The organism is Bradyrhizobium sp. Crot121 (assembly GCF_059512385.1).
This window is the reverse complement of sequence record NZ_JCAMOR010000018.1, coordinates 38,114-56,132: the sequence shown is the minus strand read 5'-3', so window position 1 is coordinate 56,132 and position 18,019 is coordinate 38,114. Positions and strand designations below refer to the sequence as shown.

At 63.1% G+C, this 18,019-nt stretch carries 18 protein-coding genes; 12 read left to right on the top strand and 6 right to left on the bottom strand.

Going from position 1 to position 18,019, the window contains the following annotated elements; genetic code table 11:
* Nucleotides 1-20 precede the first annotated feature (20 nt).
* The 7 genes from AC5ZGW_RS17850 to AC5ZGW_RS17820 all read left to right on the top strand — a co-directional run bounded on the left by AC5ZGW_RS17850 (nucleotide 21) and on the right by AC5ZGW_RS17820 (nucleotide 6,564).
* Nucleotides 21-479, top strand: a complete 459-nt coding sequence (locus AC5ZGW_RS17850) for a MarR family winged helix-turn-helix transcriptional regulator (RefSeq protein WP_130227791.1) — start codon at nucleotides 21-23, stop codon at nucleotides 477-479.
* A gap of 104 nt (nucleotides 480-583) precedes the next feature.
* Entirely contained in the window at nucleotides 584-820 is a 237-nt protein-coding gene (locus tag AC5ZGW_RS17845) for a hypothetical protein (protein ID WP_130227792.1), read from the top strand.
* A 229-nt stretch (nucleotides 821-1,049) separates the two neighbouring features.
* Nucleotides 1,050-3,602 (top strand): TonB-dependent receptor, encoded by a 2,553-nt coding sequence (locus AC5ZGW_RS17840; protein WP_130227793.1) that lies wholly within the window; start codon nucleotides 1,050-1,052, stop codon nucleotides 3,600-3,602.
* Nucleotides 3,603-3,613: 11 nt separating this feature from the next.
* On the top strand, nucleotides 3,614-4,303 hold the full coding sequence (locus tag AC5ZGW_RS17835; protein WP_130227794.1) for a Fe2+-dependent dioxygenase: 690 nt from the start codon (nucleotides 3,614-3,616) through the stop codon (nucleotides 4,301-4,303).
* Nucleotides 4,300-5,289, top strand: a complete 990-nt coding sequence (gene exbB / locus AC5ZGW_RS17830; protein WP_130227795.1) for a tonB-system energizer ExbB — start codon at nucleotides 4,300-4,302, stop codon at nucleotides 5,287-5,289. Before AC5ZGW_RS17835 ends, exbB begins: the two co-directional genes overlap by 4 nt.
* Before the next feature lie 3 nt (nucleotides 5,290-5,292).
* Nucleotides 5,293-5,763, top strand: coding sequence for a TonB system transport protein ExbD (gene exbD / locus AC5ZGW_RS17825; protein ID WP_028164594.1), 471 nt, complete (start codon nucleotides 5,293-5,295; stop codon nucleotides 5,761-5,763).
* A gap of 12 nt (nucleotides 5,764-5,775) precedes the next feature.
* A complete protein-coding gene (locus AC5ZGW_RS17820) occupies nucleotides 5,776-6,564 on the top strand; it encodes a cell envelope integrity TolA family protein (protein WP_130227796.1) in 789 nt (262 codons plus the stop codon).
* A 130-nt stretch (nucleotides 6,565-6,694) separates the two neighbouring features.
* Here AC5ZGW_RS17820 and AC5ZGW_RS17815 read toward each other — a convergent pair whose 3' ends face one another.
* From AC5ZGW_RS17815 to AC5ZGW_RS17805, 3 genes are all read right to left on the bottom strand, one after another.
* The gene (locus tag AC5ZGW_RS17815) at nucleotides 6,695-7,102 is read right to left on the bottom strand and encodes a hypothetical protein (protein WP_130227807.1); all 408 of its coding nucleotides are present in this window, start codon (nucleotides 7,100-7,102) and stop codon (nucleotides 6,695-6,697) included.
* A 43-nt stretch (nucleotides 7,103-7,145) separates the two neighbouring features.
* On the bottom strand, nucleotides 7,146-7,826 hold the full coding sequence (locus tag AC5ZGW_RS17810) for a site-2 protease family protein (RefSeq protein WP_028164597.1): 681 nt from the start codon (nucleotides 7,824-7,826) through the stop codon (nucleotides 7,146-7,148).
* 111 nt (nucleotides 7,827-7,937) lie between these two features.
* The gene (locus AC5ZGW_RS17805) at nucleotides 7,938-8,855 is read right to left on the bottom strand and encodes a DMT family transporter (protein ID WP_130227797.1); all 918 of its coding nucleotides are present in this window, start codon (nucleotides 8,853-8,855) and stop codon (nucleotides 7,938-7,940) included.
* A 101-nt stretch (nucleotides 8,856-8,956) separates the two neighbouring features.
* Here AC5ZGW_RS17805 and AC5ZGW_RS17800 point away from each other — a divergent pair, with 101 nt between their 5' ends.
* Complete coding sequence (locus AC5ZGW_RS17800) at nucleotides 8,957-9,799, top strand: LysR substrate-binding domain-containing protein (RefSeq protein ID WP_463328253.1); 843 nt, start codon at nucleotides 8,957-8,959, stop codon at nucleotides 9,797-9,799.
* On the opposite strand, the gene AC5ZGW_RS17795 is transcribed toward AC5ZGW_RS17800, so the two are convergent.
* The 3 genes from AC5ZGW_RS17795 to AC5ZGW_RS17785 all read right to left on the bottom strand — a co-directional run bounded on the left by AC5ZGW_RS17795 (nucleotide 9,800) and on the right by AC5ZGW_RS17785 (nucleotide 13,239).
* The gene (locus AC5ZGW_RS17795) at nucleotides 9,800-10,546 is read right to left on the bottom strand and encodes an SDR family NAD(P)-dependent oxidoreductase (protein ID WP_130227799.1); all 747 of its coding nucleotides are present in this window, start codon (nucleotides 10,544-10,546) and stop codon (nucleotides 9,800-9,802) included.
* A 17-nt stretch (nucleotides 10,547-10,563) separates the two neighbouring features.
* A complete protein-coding gene (locus tag AC5ZGW_RS17790; RefSeq protein WP_130227800.1) occupies nucleotides 10,564-11,298 on the bottom strand; it encodes an SDR family oxidoreductase in 735 nt (244 codons plus the stop codon).
* Nucleotides 11,299-11,430: 132 nt separating this feature from the next.
* Nucleotides 11,431-13,239 (bottom strand): IlvD/Edd family dehydratase, encoded by a 1,809-nt coding sequence (locus AC5ZGW_RS17785; RefSeq protein ID WP_130227801.1) that lies wholly within the window; start codon nucleotides 13,237-13,239, stop codon nucleotides 11,431-11,433.
* A gap of 222 nt (nucleotides 13,240-13,461) precedes the next feature.
* Here AC5ZGW_RS17785 and AC5ZGW_RS17780 point away from each other — a divergent pair, with 222 nt between their 5' ends.
* From AC5ZGW_RS17780 to AC5ZGW_RS17765, 4 genes are all read left to right on the top strand, one after another.
* Complete coding sequence (locus AC5ZGW_RS17780; RefSeq protein WP_028164602.1) at nucleotides 13,462-14,523, top strand: ABC transporter ATP-binding protein; 1,062 nt, start codon at nucleotides 13,462-13,464, stop codon at nucleotides 14,521-14,523.
* A gap of 157 nt (nucleotides 14,524-14,680) precedes the next feature.
* The gene (locus tag AC5ZGW_RS17775; RefSeq protein WP_028164603.1) at nucleotides 14,681-16,003 is read left to right on the top strand and encodes an ABC transporter substrate-binding protein; all 1,323 of its coding nucleotides are present in this window, start codon (nucleotides 14,681-14,683) and stop codon (nucleotides 16,001-16,003) included.
* Between the two features lie 114 nt (nucleotides 16,004-16,117).
* Nucleotides 16,118-17,077, top strand: a complete 960-nt coding sequence (locus tag AC5ZGW_RS17770; RefSeq protein WP_130227802.1) for a carbohydrate ABC transporter permease — start codon at nucleotides 16,118-16,120, stop codon at nucleotides 17,075-17,077.
* Nucleotides 17,070-17,978 carry a carbohydrate ABC transporter permease gene (locus tag AC5ZGW_RS17765; RefSeq protein ID WP_130227803.1) on the top strand — a complete coding sequence of 303 codons (909 nt, stop codon included), beginning with the start codon at nucleotides 17,070-17,072 and terminating at the stop codon, nucleotides 17,976-17,978. The genes AC5ZGW_RS17770 and AC5ZGW_RS17765 overlap by 8 nt, the downstream gene beginning before the upstream one ends.
* Nucleotides 17,979-18,019 lie beyond the last annotated feature (41 nt).

Below are 18,019 nucleotides of genomic sequence, written 5' to 3'. Positions count from 1 at the left end.
ATCCGTCCGTTGAAACCGACATGTCGCTCGATCTGAAACGCCAGCTTGTTTCGCAGCTTGTCGAGAGTTCACGCCTGTTGCGTAACTATATCGACCATCGTGCGAAGACGCGTGGCACCACGCGCGCGCAATGGATCGTGCTGTTCCGGCTGCGGGAGCAGGAGGGGCTGTCGCAGGTCGATCTCGCCGATGTGCTCGAACTGCAGCCAATCTCGCTGGTGCGACTGCTTGACCGACTGGTCGAGCACGGGCTGCTCGAGCGCCGGCCTGATCCGAAGGACCGCCGCGCCAACCGCCTGTTCCTCACCGATCGCGGCCGGCAGCTGGTCGACGATCTCGACAGCCTGCGCGATGCGATCGCAACCGACGTGCTGCGCGACATTCCCGATCAGCGGATCGAGGCCAGCCTTCAGACGCTGCGGGACCTCAAGGATCGCATCAAGTCGCTCGGCGAAGGCCCGGACGTTGCGGTGAAATAAAGCACTTCACCTCGCCCGCAAGCGGGAGAGGGAGTTTCTCTCCCGGTTGAATCCGGACTCGATGTCGGTCATATCGCAGCCCGCGAGCGAAATCGGGGTGAGCGATGGACGAGCTGAACGGACGCATGATGGCCTGCCAGATCCTGATCACGGGATTGATCGCGCGCGTTGCCAACGAGCAGAAGGATCCGCTGCGTTTCATCACCGATTTCCGCGACGAGATCAAAGCGGTGGTGAATGGAGTCAATATTGCAGGCGAGAACACCGATCGCGTGCGTCAGGTCGCACAGCGGACGGTGGACGAATTGTTCTCGCTGATGAAGCCGCCGAGCGCCGATTAAGCTTCGTTTACCGCCGAACTGTGCGGTGATTGATTTCGCAGCGGTTTTCCTGCTCTTTAGAATCGTTATTAGAATAGTTTGAAATAATCAGATTAGAAGCGTTCTGATCTGGATCGATTCAAACGAGCGATCGACGCATTCGCGTTGACCCGAAATTTCGTCGCCGATACCACCCGCCCATCGTCGCGTATCAAAGCGCATAGATCAGAATTCATCGCGGGGGCGAGTGATGAGCAACATAAAGACGCCGAGGTCGCTGCGTTTCGAGGTGGCGATCAACTCGGCCGGCGAACGGCTTGAGGGCTACTCGGGCAAGAAAGTGTCGACGGTTGCGGGCCTGATCGCGGCCGCATCGTTTTCCGGCGCCGAAGCGCAACAGCCCAATTTGCCGCCGGTGAATGTGGAAGCGCCCGTGGCGCGGCCGCGGCCGGCCAACACCAAGCCGACACCGGATCAGGTCCGCGCCCGCACCGCACTCAGGCGCGCGTCACGTCGCACGCAGCAGACACGGGTTGCGGCCGTGCCTTATCCCAACGCCGGTGGGCTCAATGCCGATCGCGATCCCTATGCGGATCCTGCCGCGCCTTACAAGGTCGATCGCGTGCAGGCGTCAGGAAAGTTTCCCGAGCCGATCCTGAATACGCCGAAGACGATCACTGTGCTCTCCAGGCAAGTGCTGGACGACAAGAACGCCACCACGTTGCGGCAGGCCGTGCTGAGCACCGCCGGTGTCACGCTCGGCACGGGCGAGGGCGGCAACGCCTTCGGCGACCGCTTCTTCATCCGCGGCTTCGATGCCCGCAACGACATATTCATCGATAGCGTGCGCGACGCCGGCGTCAGCGTCCGCGAGAACTTCTTCACCGAGCAGGTCGAAATCCTGCGCGGCCCCGGCTCTTCATTTGCCGGCCGAGGCACCACCGGCGGCGCCATCAACATCGTCACCAAGCAGGCGACGACGGAGGGCAGCTTCTACAACATGGATACGACGTTCGGCACCGACCGCACCAAGCGCGTCACGCTCGACGTCAACCAGGTGATCAGCCCGACGCTTGCCGTGCGCGCGGGCGGCCTGTTCCAGGACGCGGGCGTTGCCGGCCGTGACTACGTGTCCGATGACCGCGGCGGCGGGTTCGTTGCGGCGAAGTGGACGCCGATCGATGCGGTGAAGGTGACTGCAGGCTACATTCACACCGATATTCACGGCCTGCCGGATTTCGGCGTGCCCTATTTCCGGCCGAGCACCGCGAGCAAGGCAGGCGGCCCGTTCCCGGATTTCGGCGTCAACCGCAACAATTGGTACGGCTTCACCGATCGCGACTTCTCGCAGGTGAAGCAGGATATCGGCACCATCAACGCCGAGGTGCAGGTCACGCCGGATCTTACGCTCAGCAACAAGACCAGGGCCTCGCGCTCGCTGTTGAATTACATCGGCACGCTGCCTGAGGCGCCGGTCCTCAGGAATCCGCTGATTTTCTCGACGTTGTCGGCCAATCCGCAGAGCCGCTATCAGACCACCGATACGCTGGCCAACCAGACCGAGGCCACCTACAAATTCGACACTGGCGGCTGGCGCCATACGGCGCTCGCCGGTGTTGAAGTGTCGCAGGAGCGCTCCAGCATCGACAAGTATACCGGCTTGAGTTCGGAAGCCATTGGCGCGCCGTTCTCGGGCACGGGCTCTGTCACGGGTGTCAGCGTGTTCAACCCGCAATACACATTCCTGCCGTTCGGCACGACCCCGACGCTTGCAGGTCTCCCAACCAAGATCGGAATCGACACTACCAGCGGCTATCTGCTCGACACCGTCAACTACCACGATCTCGTCATCCTCAACGGCGGCATCCGCTACGATGATTACAAGATCAACACGAGCGGCTTCGGCACGGTGAACGGCGTGCCCAACGTGTTCGGGACGCAGTCGGCCGAGTTCGGTCTGCCGAACTTCAATTTGGGCATCGTGCTCAAGCCGCTTCCGATCGCGAGTGTCTACGCGGCCTATGCCACCTCTTCCAATCCCGTCGGTGCTGAGTTCGACGGCACCAGCACGGCGTATGGCGGCCTCTCGCCGGTGCTGAACGGTAACACCAATCAGATCTTCGGTCCCGAGAAGAACACGGCGATCGAACTCGGCACCAAATGGGAGTTGTTCGATCGGCACCTGTTGGTGACGGCGGCGCTATTCCAGACCGAAAAGGATAACGCCCGTGAATCGGTCAATATCACGCCGGCGACCGCCACCGCATCCTGTCCCTATCCCGCGAACACAAGCGGCACCGTGCCCTGCATCAGTGCCGGCGCTGCCTACCGCATCCGCGGCATCGACCTCGGCCTTGGCGGCAAGATCACGGACAAATGGAGCGTGTTCGGCGGACTGGTGCTGATGCAGTCCGAGGTGACGAAATCGCTCGTTCCGCCCGCGAACACGATTCTCTACACCACCAATGTCGGCCTGCCGCTCGCCAACGTCGCGCATCAATCGTTCAGCCTGCTGACGAAGTACCAGCTCACGGACATGTGGGAGATCGGTGGGCAGGCGGTCTACCGTTCCAAGATCTATGGCGGCACGTTCCTCGCGGCGAACCAGGGTACGCAATTGCCGAGCTACTGGCGCTTCGATGCGTTCGCGGAGGCGAAGCTCAACAAGAACTGGAGAGTCAAACTGTTCGTGAACAACATCTTCAACAAGCTTTATTACGACGCGTTGTATCAGAGCCCGGCTCCGTTCGTGCTCGAGGCGCCAGGTCGCGCCGCCTATCTCGTCGTATCGGCACGGTTCTGAAACGACAGGGCATGCTGATTTGCGTTCCGAATGTGCTGAGCAAGACCGATGTGGCTGACTTCCGTCGCATCATGGATGCCAGCGCCTGGGAGGATGGACGTTCGACGGCAGGCGCCGCATCGGCGCTGGTGAAGCGCAACGAGCAGTTGCCGCCGGATAGCGAGGTTGCACGCCAACTCGGCAGCCGCGTGCTGTCGGCGCTTTCGGCCAGTGCGCGCTTCATCTCGGCGGCGATCCCACTTAGAATCTTTCCACCTTTGTTCAACCGTTACGTCGCCACCGACGGTCATCATTTCGGTCTGCATGTCGACAACGCGGTGAGGGGAGACCATCTCACCGGCTTGCGGATACGCACCGACCTCTCGGTCACGCTGTTTTTATCGGAGCCGGATGAATATGATGGCGGCGAGCTCGTCATCGAAGATCTCTACGGCTCGCATGAAGTGAAGCTGCCGGCCGGCGACCTCGTTCTTTATCCTGCTTCTAGTTTGCATCTGGTCACGCCGGTGACGCGGGGCGCGCGGGTTGCGTCTTTCTTCTGGCTCCAGAGCATGGTACGGGAGGCGCACGCTCGCAGTCTGATCTTCGATCTGGACACCGCTATCCAGGCCTTGGTGGAGCGGCTTGGGCGAGACGATCCCGAAACGGTCAAATTGACCGGCATCTATCACAACTTGATACGCCACTGGGCCGAAGTATGAACATCCTAACTACCCGCGCGACACTCCTTGCACTCTCCGTGCTGACGCTGGTCTCGTTTGCAGCACCGTCGTCGGCGCAGCAGCAGATGGCGCCCGCCGCTCCCGCTCCATCTGCGCCTGTCGCGCAACAGACTGCTCCCGCCGCGCCGCAACCGCCGGCAGAGGCGGCGACGCCGGCGCAGTCACCCTCCGCCGCCGCGTCGGTTGCCTCGCAGGGAACTCAAGACGTCAGTGCAGCGCCCGCCGAGGGCGACGGCAAGAAATCGGCGACCATCGCCGGACTGAAGGAACTGTCGCCCTGGGTGATGTTCTGGAATGCCGACATCGTCGTGAAGGCGGTGATGATCGGTCTTGCCTTTGCATCGCTGGTGACCTGGACGGTGTTCATCGCCAAGATGATCGAGCTTACCGTCGTGCAGCGCAAGTTGCGCGCCGCGCTCGCCAAGATCAGCGATGTGCGCTCGCTTGCTGAAGCGCAGTTCGCGCTCGGCGCCAAGGGCAGCGTGCTGTCGACCCTGATCGCGGCGGCGATGCGGGAAGGGCGACTGTCGGCCGGCATCTCCAGCGACGCCGGCATCAAGGAACGCGCGGCATCGAGTTTTGCCGAGATCGTGCGTGCCGAAGGCCGCCGCATTCGCGTCGGCATGGGCCTGCTTGCGACCATTGGCGCGACCTCGCCCTTCGTCGGTCTGTTCGGCACCGTCTGGGGCATCATGAACAGCTTCATCGGCATCTCGAAATCGCAGACCACCAACCTCGCGGTGGTCGCGCCCGGTATCGCCGAGGCGCTGCTCGCGACCGCGATCGGCCTCGTCGCGGCGATCCCGGCCGTGATCATCTACAATCACTTCTCGCGGGTGACGAAGGGTTATCTGGAACTGGTCGGCCGTGCCTCGGGCGCGGCTGCGCGGCTGCTGTCGCGCGACCTCGACCGCACCAATGTCAGCGTGTCCAGCGGCGCACATTCGCGCACGGCGGCGGAGTAGGCGATGGCTGTCTCGATCGCGGACAATGACGGCGACGACGACGATTTCGCGGAATCGCACGAGATCAACGTCACGCCATTCATCGACGTCATGCTGGTGCTGCTGATCATCTTCATGGTGGCCGCGCCGCTCTCCACCGTGGACCTGCCGATCGATCTGCCGACGTCGAGCGCGACGCCGCAGAAGAAGCCGGATAAGCCGACCTATGTCAGCATCAAGTCCGACCTGACGCTTGCGATCGGCGAAAATGCGGTCAAGCGCACTGAGCTGGTGCATTCGCTCGATACCTTGGCCGACATGAGCAAGGATAAGTATGTATTCCTGCGCGCGGATCGCGCGGTGCCTTATGGCGAGCTGATGGGGGTGATGGAAATCCTGCGCTCGGGCGGCTACAACAGGGTCAAGCTGGTGACGCTCGAAGGTGTTCCCGGCGCGCCTGCCGCACCGCAAGCCGCCGAACCGGCAAAACCTTGACGACGGACAGCGATGTCTGACCTCGATCTCGAGCAGAAGCCTTCCCGACGGCTATGGATTTGCGCCGCAGCGACGGCGCTTGCGCTGCATGTTGGCGGCGCGGCGCTGGCGCTTGCGAATTTGCGCGGCGATGACGTCGGCGACGGCTTGGGCGCAAATGCCGCCGAGTTCGCGGTGGAGATGGCCTCGCCCAAGGTCGAGGAGGAGAATCTGCCGCCGGGTCCTGACGCCGATGCGTCGCAGGCCGCTCCGCAGCTCTCCGAGCAGAAGGCCGAGGTCAAGGAGACCGACCTGCCAAAGGACGTGCCGCACGAGTCCGAAGACCCCGACCGCATCGTCACGCAGAACGACTCGAAGAAGCCCCAGGAAGACGATCCCAAGGTCCAGGCTGTCCAGACCCAGGCCTCCGAAGAGGCGCCGGCCCAGGAAGCAACCGCGCGGCAGACGCTGGAGGAGAACGCGCCGGAGGCCGAGCAGGCCAAGGCCCCCAATCGCGGCATCGGCAAGGACAGGCAGAAGCTGACCGCCGACTGGGGCCGCAAGATCAGCGCCTATTTCGAGCTCCACAAGCGCTATCCGCACAACAAGAGCAGGGCGACCACCGTGAAGGTCAGCATCGTGCTGAACCGCCGCGGCAATATCGTGAATGTCGCCGTCGCGGAGTCCTCAGGCGACCCGGCCTTCGATGACGCGGCCATCTCGATGGTCCGTCGGTCCGATCCGGTCCCCGCGCCGCCAGCCGAACTCACCGAAGACCAATTCGCCTTCAGCCTCGACGTGAACTTCAAGAAGCCGAAGTAACGGATTGAGGCACAGGGCGGATTAGCTCGTAGGATGGGTAGAGCGGAAGCGAAACCCATCGGTCTCAAAGCAAGCTGCGCGAATGATGGGTTTCGCTTCGCTCTACCCATCCTACGGCTGCAACGCGGCTCTAGCGCCAGAAATAGCGGATGCCGACGTAGACCACGACGAGGCAGGCGAAGATCAGCGCCACAGGGAGCGGCCGTTTGCCTGTCGGGCCCGATACCCCCGGCTTCTTGGCGGGGAGGCGGCGGAAGGCGGTGACATTGCCGCGGTCGGCGACCGGCTCGCGGGAGGGGGCGGGGACATCGGGCGGCGTGCCGGCACCGCCCATCTCGGCATAATAGCTCTTGTACATCAGCTTGATGGTGGCCTCGCTCGCCTCAAGCTCCGGCATCTGCTCCAGGAGCTTGTTGTAGGTGCCGAGGAAGTTCTGCGCGTCGGCCGACAAGGACGACGTGCCGTTCAGCTTGGCGAGCATTTTCCAGGTCGCGAAGTCCGCTCTGGCACGGGTGTCCGCACGTCGAGCGATCAGCATATCGGCAGCTTTGATCAAGAGGCCCTCGCGATTTTTTCTCAACCTAGGCGTTGCCGGTGATGAGGAGAAGCGCACCTATCACATAGCCGGTCAGTGTCCTCAGTATCGCGGAAATAATATCAAGATTGAGACCAAGCTGCGAACCGAGCAGGGGCAGCAAGATCAAAAGCCCGATCAGGATCAGCAACCCGTAGGGCTCGAGGCGCGCGAGCGGCTCAGCGAGCGGCCGGGGCAAGAGCCCGACCGCCACCCGGCCGCCATCCAGCGGCGGGATCGGCATCATGTTGAAGATCGCGAGCACGATATTGATGAGGAAGGCGTTTTTGAGATTGTCCGCGACCCAGCGCGCGCTGTCCGGCGGGACGAATGGGAGTAAGTGGAATGCCAGTGCGGCAACCAAAGCGAGAATGATGTTGGTGGCGGGGCCGGCCAGCGCCACCCAGACCATGTCGAGCCGGGGATGCTTGAGATTGCGGAAATTGACCGGCACCGGCTTGGCATAGCCGAACAGGAAGGGCGACTGCGACAGCAACAGCACGGCGGGCAGGACCACTGTGCCGAAGGGATCGATATGCTTCAGCGGATTGAAGCTGACGCGGCCGAGCTGCCAGGCGGTGTTGTCACCCAGCCGGTGGGCGACGAAGCCGTGCGCCGCCTCATGGAAGGTGATGGCGATCAGGAGCGGCAGCACCCAGACGGAGATGGTGTAGAGGGAGATGTTCAAGGGGGATATCCGGTCGCGGCGGCGCCGCTCTCAACCACACATGATGGTTGCGGCCGGGTTCCGGCGCAAGGCGGAAATGCGCTGCGACGCATTAGCGCGGAATATCGGCCGTCAGCGTAGCTTCTGCACTGCCGGATCGGCCTCGACGACCTCCTTGGGGCCGGATTGCGTCGTCGCGATCCAGATGCCCGCGAACACGGTCACGATGCCAATCACCAGATTCCAGCGCAGCGGCTCGCCCAGCAGCGCGGCGCCGACGAGCGATGCCGCGATCGGATTGACGGTCACCGAGATCGCGACGCGGGTCGGCGTCGTGCGCTCCAGCGCGAATGCCCAGAGATAGAACGTCAGCGCCGCGCCGAAGGCCCCGAGATAGACCGCGCCGAACCATTGTGGGACACCGAAAGCGGCGACCGGGGCAAAACTGCCACGCGCGAGCGAGGCGAGGATAAGGCAGGCGGCACCGGCGGCCATGGCCATCGTCGTGAACGGGATGGGGCCGGAGCGGCGGATGAAGGGCCTCGACCAGATGCTGTAGAGCGCCATGCAGAGCGCGGCCGCGACCATCAGGAGATCGCCGCGCCACGCCCCATCAGGCGCGGTGCTGAGGCCGGAGAGCAGGGCCATGGCGACACCTGTTATCGTCACCAGTACGCCCGTGGTCTTTCGCACCGTCAATTGCTCCCTGCCAAGCGCCGCGCCGACCGCCATCGTCAATAGCGGCAATGTCGAGAGCGCGAGCGCACCGCGCGCCGCCGTCGTGAAGATCAGCGATGCGTTGAACAGGATCGGGAACAGGGCGAAGAACAACAGGCCGAGGCCAATCACCGCCGGCCAGTCGCGTCGCGCCGGCCAGCCTCGTCCCTGTATCAGGACGAGCGGAAGCAGCAGCAGGAAGCCGATGCCGAAGCGGAACGCGCCGATGGCGAGCGGGTCGATGGCGCCCACGAGGTAGCGCGTTGCCCCGATCGACGTGCCGCCAAGCGCGCTCGAAAGCACCGCGGCCAGGACACCCCAAGTTTCGCCCATCCGGCTTGACCTCATTTTTCGGTTCTTGCCGACGGTAGGGGACACGCGATAATCAAGAAATCAAATTTATCTTATGGATAAAATCACGGTTCGTTATGAGCATGGATCCGGACCTCCTGAAGGCATTCGTTGCGGTGGCGGACCATCGTTCCTTCACCCGCGCGGCCGTGGCGCTGAACCGGACGCAATCGGCGGTCAGCATGCAGGTGAAGCGGCTGGAAGAGCGGCTGCAGGCGGAGCTGTTTCATCGCACCAAAGCCAATGTTGACCTCAGCGCGGCCGGCGAAGGCCTGCTCGGCTATGCGCGCCGCATCCTCAGCCTGAACGAGGAGGCGATGGGCCGCGTCCGGGAGCACAAGGTAGAGGGGCGCGTCCGCCTCGGCGTGATGGACGACTACGGCACGCTACTGGTCCCGCCGCTGCTCGCCAGCTTCGTCGCCAATTATCCGCTGATCCATATCGAGATGGAGACGGGGCTGACTTCGTCCATGACCGACCGGCTCGGAGAGGCCTACGACCTCGTCATCGCCATGCTCCCGGAAGGACGCGGCGAAGGCGAACTCCTGCGGTGCGAGCAGGCGGTGTGGGCGGCGAGCCCGGAGCATCGCGTCGAGGAGCTTGATCCGCTTCCGGTGGCGCTTTACCCGCAGGGCTGCCTGTTCCGGAGTTGGGCGATGCAGGCGCTTGACGCTGCGAAGCGGCCGTGGCGGCTCGCCTTCGTCAGCCACAGCCTCGCGGCGGTCGAGGCGATCGCGGTGCAGGGATTGGCCGTGACCGTGGTCAAGGCCGGGACCTTTCCGCCGCGGCTCCGGCGCCTGTCGGATCGCGACGGCATGCCGCCGCTGCCGCGCGCCGAGATCAGGCTGCATCGCGCCGCGAACCTGTCGCGCGCGGCGTTACTGTTGGCCGACCATCTGGTCGCGGAGCTCCGCCAACCGATTTAATTAGTAGGTCGCGCGGCCGCCCGAGATGTCGAACACAGCGCCGGTGGAGAAGGCGCAATCCTCCGACGCCAGCCAGGCGACCAGCGCGGCGAGTTCTTCCACCAGCACGAAGCGGCCCTTCGGAATCTTCGACAGCATGAAATCGATATGCTGCTGCGTCATCTGGTCGAAGATCGCGGTACGCGCCGCCGCCGGCGTTACCGCGTTGACGAGGATATCGTGTTGCGCGAGTTCCTTGCCGAGCGATTTCGTCAGCGCGATCAGGCCGGCCTTCGACGACGAATAATGCGCCGCGTTCGGATTGCCTTCCTTGCCGGCAATGGAGGCGATGTTGACGATGCGGCCGTAGCCCTGCTTGAGCATCGCCGGCACGATCGCCTTGCAGCAGATGAAGGGGCCGTCGAGGTTGATGCGCAATACCTTGCGCCATTCCTCGAGGTCAGTCTCCCACACGGTCTTGTTGATGCCGGCGATACCGGCATTGTTGACGAGGATGTCGATCTTGCCGAACGCTTTCAGCACTTCGTCGCGCGCTTTCTCGACGCCGGCGGGATCGGTAACGTCGACCTTGAAGGCGGCCACCTCCGGGCCGATCTCCTTCGCGGTCTTCTCCGCCAGCGCGATGTCATGATCCCAGATCGCGACTTTGGCGCCGGAGGCGACAAAGCGATCGGTGATTGCGCGCCCAAATCCCTGCGCGCCGCCGGTGACAACCGCAACGCGGCCGGTGAGATCGTATTCGTTCATGGTGTGCTTCCTTGAAATTAGAGTGTCCAGCCGCCGTCGATGGCATGCGCGACGCCGGTGGTGAACGCGCTCTCGTCGCTGGCGAGATAGACGGCGAGTGCGGCGATCTCCTCGGCGGTGCCGAGCCGGCCCATCGGCTGGCGGGCGATGAACATGTCGCGCCCTTGCGGGCCTGCGGCGGCGGCGCGCTGTAGCATCGAGGGCGTCTCGACCGTGCCGGGGCAGATGCAGTTGCAGCGGATGCCTTTGGAGATGAAGTCGGCCGCGACCGAGCGGGTGAGGGCGGCCACCGCCGCTTTGGTCGCTCCGTAGGCGTAACGGTTCGGCGCGGCCTTGAACACGCCGGCGGCGGAGGCGATGTTCACGATCGCGCCACCGCCCGCGTCCAGCATGCCCGGCAGGAAGGCACGGATCGTGCGGTGCATCGACTTCACATTGAGATCGAAGGAGAAATCCCAGTCCTCATCGGAGCAATCGAGCACCGTGCCGTGATGGACGAAGCCGGCGGCATTGAGCAGGATGTCAGTCTTGCCGACGCGCTTGGCCATCGCCGCGACCGCAGTGGTGTCGCGCACGTCCAGCCGCGCCACCTCGGTGACGCCCTCCCGCTTGAGCAGCGCAAGCTTCTCCTCGTCGATATCGGTGGCGAACACGGTGGCGCCCTCGCGCGCAAAGGCCACCGCGCAAGCGCGGCCGATGCCCACGGCCGCTGCGGTGACGAATGCGCGCTTGCCCTTCAGGCGGTCTGACATGTTGTCTCCCTTCATTCTGCCCGTCATTCCGGGGCACGCGAAGCGTGAGCCCGGAATCCATTTGTCCGCTCGCGTTTGTGGCGCAATGGATTCCGGGTTCGCCGCTTCGCGACGCCCCGGAATGACGCCGACCTAGTGATTATCCCTGGCCACCCCGACCTTGCCGGCGATGTCGTGATAGCGGGTGGCGAGTTCGAGGCAGGCGCCGGTGGCCTGCTGGCCGACGGTGGCGCGATAGAGTTCCTGCCACGGCGTCTGGTTCGCCGGATAGCGGAAGCCGCCATTCGCCTTCAATTCGGCATGCCGCTTCTTCACCTCGTCATCCGAGATCAGGATGTTGGCGGTGCCTTTGTTCAGGTCGATGCGCACCCGGTCGCCGGTCTTCAGGATCGCCAGCCCGCCATCGGCGGCCGCTTCCGGCGAGGCGTTGAGGATCGACGGCGAGCCCGAGGTGCCGGACTGGCGTCCGTCGCCGATGCACGGCAGGGACAGGATGCCGCGTTTGATCAGCGCCGCCGGCGGCTGCATGTTCACGACTTCGGCACCGCCGGGATAGCCGATCGGACCGACGCCGCGGATGAACAGCATGCAGTGCTCGTCGATCTCGAGCGAGGGATCCTCGATCCGCTTGTGGTAATCCTCCGGCCCCTCGAACACGATGGCGCGACCCTCGAAGGCGTTCGGGTCCTTCGGGTTGACCAGATAGCGGTCGCGGAACTCCTTGGAGATCACGCTGGTCTTCATGATCGCGGAATCGAAGAGATTGCCGCGCAGTACCAGGAAGCCTGCGTCCTTCACCAGCGGCTTGTCGTAGGTCCAGATCACGTCGGCATCGGGCCGGGCTGCATCCTTGCAGTTCTCGCCCATGGTGCGGCCGTTGACCGTCACCGCATCTTCATGGATGCGCTTGCGCGTCATCAATTCGCGCACCACCGAAGGCACGCCGCCTGCGCGGTGATATTCCTCGCCGAGATAGAAGCCGGCCGGCTGCATGTTCACCAGCAGCGGCACGTCGTGGCCATATTTCTGCCAGTCGTCGATCGACAATTCGACGCCGACATGGCGGGCGAGTGCGTTGATGTGGATCGGCGCGTTGGTCGAGCCGCCGATCGCCGAATTCACCACGATGCAGTTCTCGAACGCCTTGCGGGTGAGGATGTCGGAAGGCTTCAGGTCCTCCCAGACCATCTCGACGATGCGCTTGCCGGTCTCATAGGCGATCTGGCCGCGCTCGCGATAGGGCGCGGGAATCGCCGCGCATCCTGGCAGCGACATGCCGAGCGCTTCGGCCAGCGAGTTCATGGTCGAGGCGGTGCCCATCGTGTTGCAATGGCCGACCGACGGCGCCGAGGAGGCGACGACGTTCATGAACTCCTCATAATCGATCTCGCCGGCGGCGAGTTGCTCGCGCGCCTTCCAGACCACGGTGCCGGAACCTGAGCGCACGCCATTGTGCCAGCCGTTCAGCATCGGCCCGCCCGACAGCACGATCGCGGGCAGGTTCACGGTCGCCGCCGCCATCAGGCAGGCGGGTGTGGTCTTGTCGCAGCCGGTGGTCAGCACCACGCCATCGAGCGGATAGCCGAAGAGAACTTCGACAAGGCCGAGATAGGCGAGATTGCGATCGAGTGCGGCGGTGGGCCGCTTCCCCGTCTCCTGAATTGGATGGGTCGGAAACTCCATCGCGATACCGCCGGCTTCGCGGATGCCTTCGCGCACCCGATGCGCCAATTCAAGATGATGGCGATTGCAGGGCGAGAGATCGTTGCCGGTCTGCGCAATGCCGATGATCGGTTTGCCGGACTGCAGTTCCTGCCGCGTCAGTCCATAATTAAGGTAGCGCTCGAGATAGAGCGCGGTCATGCCGGGATTGTGCGGGTTGTTGAACCATTCACTGGAGCGGAGCTTGCGTTTGGTGACTGGCGTAACGGGCTTGTTCATTGTTTCTCCCCGAGCGCAAAAGGCATGCTGCACTGCACTCAGCCTTGTTTCATTGACGCAACTTTATGCACGTCGACCGACTGTTCGCAATTGATTGAGCGCCGCGATATTCAACTTTGATCCAACGACATGGCGAAAAAATTCTGCTAAGAGGCAGCTCAACTTGAAGAGTGGGCAGGGGCCTTTGTGGTCCTAACCGCCGCTAGAATCGGAGGGAATTGAATGGCGTCGGTGCAGATTAGCGACGTGCGCAAGTCGTTCGGTGGGTTTGAAGTCCTGCACGGCGTGACTGTTCCGATCGAGGACGGCGCGTTCGTGGTGTTGGTTGGCCCCTCCGGCTGCGGCAAGTCGACGTTACTGCGCATGCTGGCGGGACTGGAGAACATCACCTCCGGGACGATCTCGATCGGCAATCGCGTCGTGAACAACGTGCAGCCGAAAGAGCGCGACATCGCGATGGTGTTCCAGAACTACGCGCTCTACCCGCATATGACCGTTGCCCAAAATATGGGCTTCTCGTTGAAATTGCGGAATGCGAACCAGCAGGACATCACCTCCCGGGTCAAGAAGGCCGCCGAAATCCTCGCATTGACGCCGCTCCTTGAGCGCTTCCCCCGTCAATTGTCGGGTGGTCAGCGCCAGCGCGTCGCAATGGGGCGCGCGATCGTCCGCGATCCCCAGGTGTTCCTGTTCGACGAGCCGCTGTCCAATCTCGACGCCAAGCTGCGCGTCGCCATGCGCACCGAGATCAAGGAACTGCACCAGCGGCTGAAGACCACGACGGTCTATGTCACCCACGACCAGATCGAGGCGATGACGATGGCCGACAAGATCGTCGTCATGCATGACGGCATCGTCGAGCAGATGGGATCGCCGCTCGAGCTCTATGACAAGCCCGACAACCAGTTCGTCGCCGGCTTCATCGGCTCGCCCGCAATGAACTTCCTCAACGGGCATCTGAAAGCCAACGGTCAGGTTTATGTCGAGACCGAGGAGGGCGCCCGGTTGCCGCTGGCGACCGCGCCGACCGCTTCCGACGGCAAGCCGGTGGTTTATGGCATCAGGCCCGAGCATCTCGACCTCGCCAGTGACGGCATCGAGGCCGAAGTCATCGTCGTCGAGCCCACCGGTTCGGAAACCCAGATCGTGGCGCGCATCGGCAAGCAGGACATCATTGCGGTGTTCCGCGAGCGACACGACGTCAAGCCCGGCGAAAGGATTCATTTGCGGCCGCGCGCGTCGTCCGCTCACCTGTTCGACAAGGACACCGGCCACCGTCTTTAGAGCATGATCCGGAAAAGTGGAGACCGGTTTTCCGAAGAAGATCATGCTCGAACAAAGAGCTAGAGCGGGATGACAATTCGAAGAAAAGTCATCGCGCTCTAGGCGGCCGGATTAACAAGCCCAAGCAAGACCATAAAATTAAGGGAGAAGACTTGAAATGAATAAGTTTACGACCGATCGCCGCTCGCTGCTCAAGGGCGGTGCGGGCCTTCTGGCAGCCGCCGCGACGATGTCGGGCGACGAACTGCTGGGCTATGCGAAGGCCTGGGCGCAGACTTCGCCGTGGAAGCCGGAGCCGGGGGCCAAGATCAACCTGTTGCGCTGGAAGCGGTTTGTTGAAGCCGAAGACGTCGCCTTCATGAAGATCGTCGACGCCTTCCAGAAGGCCAACAACGTCACCATCAACGTCTCCAACGAATCCTACGATGACATCCAGCCCAAGGCGTCGGTTGCCGCCAATACCGGGCAGGGCCTCGACATGGTCTGGGGTCTCTACTCGCTGCCGTTCCTGTTCCCGAGCAAATGCGTCGATGTTACCGACGTCGCCGACTATCTCGGCCAGAAATGCGGCGGCTGGACTGACTCCGGCAAGGCCTACGGCATGCTCAACGGCAAATGGATCGGCATTCCCGTTGCCGCCACCGGCGGCCTCGTCAACTACCGCGTCGCCGCGGCCGAGAAGGCCGGTCACAAGGAGTTCCCGAAGGATCTCGCCGGCTTTGCCGACCTCGTGAAGGGCATGAACAAGAACGGCACGCCGGCCGGTATGGCGCTGGGCCATGCCTCGGGCGACGCCAACGGCTGGCTGCACTGGGCGCTGTGGGCCCATGGCGGCAAGATGATCGACAAGAACAACAAGGTCGTCATCAACTCGCCCGAGACCGCCAAGTCGCTGGAGTACGTCAAGGGCCTCTATGAGAACTTCGTGCCGGGCACGGCCTCATGGAACGACAGCTCCAACAACAAGGCGTTCCTCGCCGGCCAGCTTCACCTCACCACGAACGGCATCTCGATCTATGTGACGGCGAAGAAGGAGAATCCGCAGATCGCGGAGGACATGAACCATGCGCATCTGCCGCCCGGCATCGACGGCAAGACGCGCGAGCTTCATCTCGGGTTCCCGATCCTGATCTTCACTTTCTCGAAGTATCCGCAGACCTGCAAGGCGTTCACCGCCTTCATGCTGGAGCCGGACCAGTTCAACCCCTGGATCGAAGCGGCGCAGGGTTATCTGTCCCACTTCCTCCTCGGCTACGACAAGAACCCGGTCTGGACCGCAGATCCGAAGACGACGCCTTACCGCAGCGTGGCGCAGAGCGCGTCGACGCCGGCCGGCGAGGCGCAGATGAGCGAGAACGCGGCGGCTGCGATCGCCGACTTCGTGCTCGTCGACATGTACGCGAACTACTGCACCGGACGCGAGGATACGAAGACCGCGATGGCTTCGGCCGAACGCGCGGCCAAGCGCATCTTCCGCTAAGCGAACGGCCGGCGCGAAGTGCCGCGCCGGCTTTGGATATGAAGGTGATCGGGGCGACGCTCGGCCGTGGGGGCTCGGGCCGGGCGTTGCCTTCGATTTGGAGTTGGAGACGGAATGAGCACTGTCCAGACATCGATGCCGGTACAGGCTGCCGCTGCCGGCGAGCAGTCACTTTGGTCAAGACTGCGCGCCAGCCGTAACTGGGCGGCGCTGTGGTTCATGCTGCCGGCCGCGGCCTTCCTGATCCTGTTCCTGGCCTATCCGCTGGGGCTCGGCATCTGGATGAGCTTCACGGACGAACGCATCGGCCGTGCCGGCGTCTTCATCGGCCTGGAGAACTATCTATGGCTGTGGGACGACGCGATCTTCTGGCTGTCGGTCTTCAACACGATCCTCTACACGCTGATCGCCAGCGTCATCAAATTCGCGATCGGCCTCTACCTCGCGCTGCTCTTGAACCGGCACATGCCGTTCAAGGCCATGATCCGCTCGATCGTGCTGATTCCCTTCATCGTGCCGACGGTGCTGTCGGCGATCGCATTCTGGTGGATCTATGACGCCCAGTTCTCGATCATCTCCTGGTCGCTGATCAAGCTCGGCCTGATCGAACACAACATCAACTTCCTCGGCGACAGCACCTGGGCCCGCGCCAGCGTCATCTTCGCCAATGTCTGGCGCGGCGTTCCGTTCGTGGCGATCACGCTATTGGCCGGCCTGCAGACGGTGTCGCCCTCGCTCTATGAGGCCGCGACGCTCGATGGCGCCACCAACTGGCAGCGCTTCTGCTACATCACCTATCCGCTGCTGACGCCGATCATCGCCGTGGTGATGACGTTCTCGGTGCTGTTCACCTTCACCGACTTCCAGCTCATCTGGGCTCTGACCCGCGGCGGGCCGGTCAATGCGACGCATCTGATGGCGACGCTGAGCTATCAGCGCGGCATCATCTCCGGACGGCTGGGCGAGGGCGCGGCGATTGCGACCGCGATGATTCCGTTCCTGCTCGCCGCGATCGCGATCTCCTGGTTCGGCATGCAGCGCCGCAAGTGGCAGCAAGGATCGAACAATGACTGATTCAGCCCTGCAAACCAAAGCGCCGGCGTCGGCCGCGAGCGACGACTCCGAGGGCATGAGCTATCTGGAGTCGCTGCCGCGTCGCCTGATCACGCTCTATCTGCCGCTGTTCATCATCCTCGTGGTGCTGCTGTTCCCGTTCTACTGGATGGTGCTGACGTCGATCAAACCGGACGAGCAGTTGATCGACATGGAGAAGTTCAACCCGTTCTGGGTTGTCCATCCGACCTTCAAGCACATCAGCAAGCTGCTGTTCGAGACGCAGTATCCGCGCTGGCTCTGGAACACGATGTATGTGGCTGTCGGCGCCACCTTCCTATCGATCGCGGCCAGCGTGCTGGCGGCCTATGCGATCACCCGGCTGCGGTTCAAGGGCGCCGACACGGTCGGCATCCTGATCTTCTTCGCCTATCTGGTGCCGCCGTCGATCCTGTTCATCCCGCTGGCCTCGGTGATCCAGGCCTACGGCCTGTTCGACTCGCCGCTGTCGCTGATCCTGGTCTATCCGACCCTGCTCATTCCGTTCTCGACCTGGCTCTTGATGGGGTACTTCAAGACCATCCCCTATGAGCTCGAGGAATGTGCGCTGATCGACGGCGCCTCGCGCTGGCAGATCCTGGTCAAGATCATCGTGCCCCTGGCGATCCCCGGCCTGATCTCGGCCTTCATCTTCTCGTTCACGCTGTGCTGGAACGAGTTCATCTATGCGCTGACCTTCCTGCAATCGACGCCGAACAAGACGGTGCCGGTCGCGATCGTCAACGAGTTCGTCGACGGCGACATCTACAAATGGGGATCGCTGATGGCGGGCGCGCTGGTCGGCTCGCTGCCGCTCGTGATCCTTTACGCCTTCTTCGTCGAGCATTATGTGTCGGCCATGACGGGAGCCGTGAAGGAATAGCGCAGGCGCCCATCTAGCCCTGAAGAACACGAAGGAGTTGG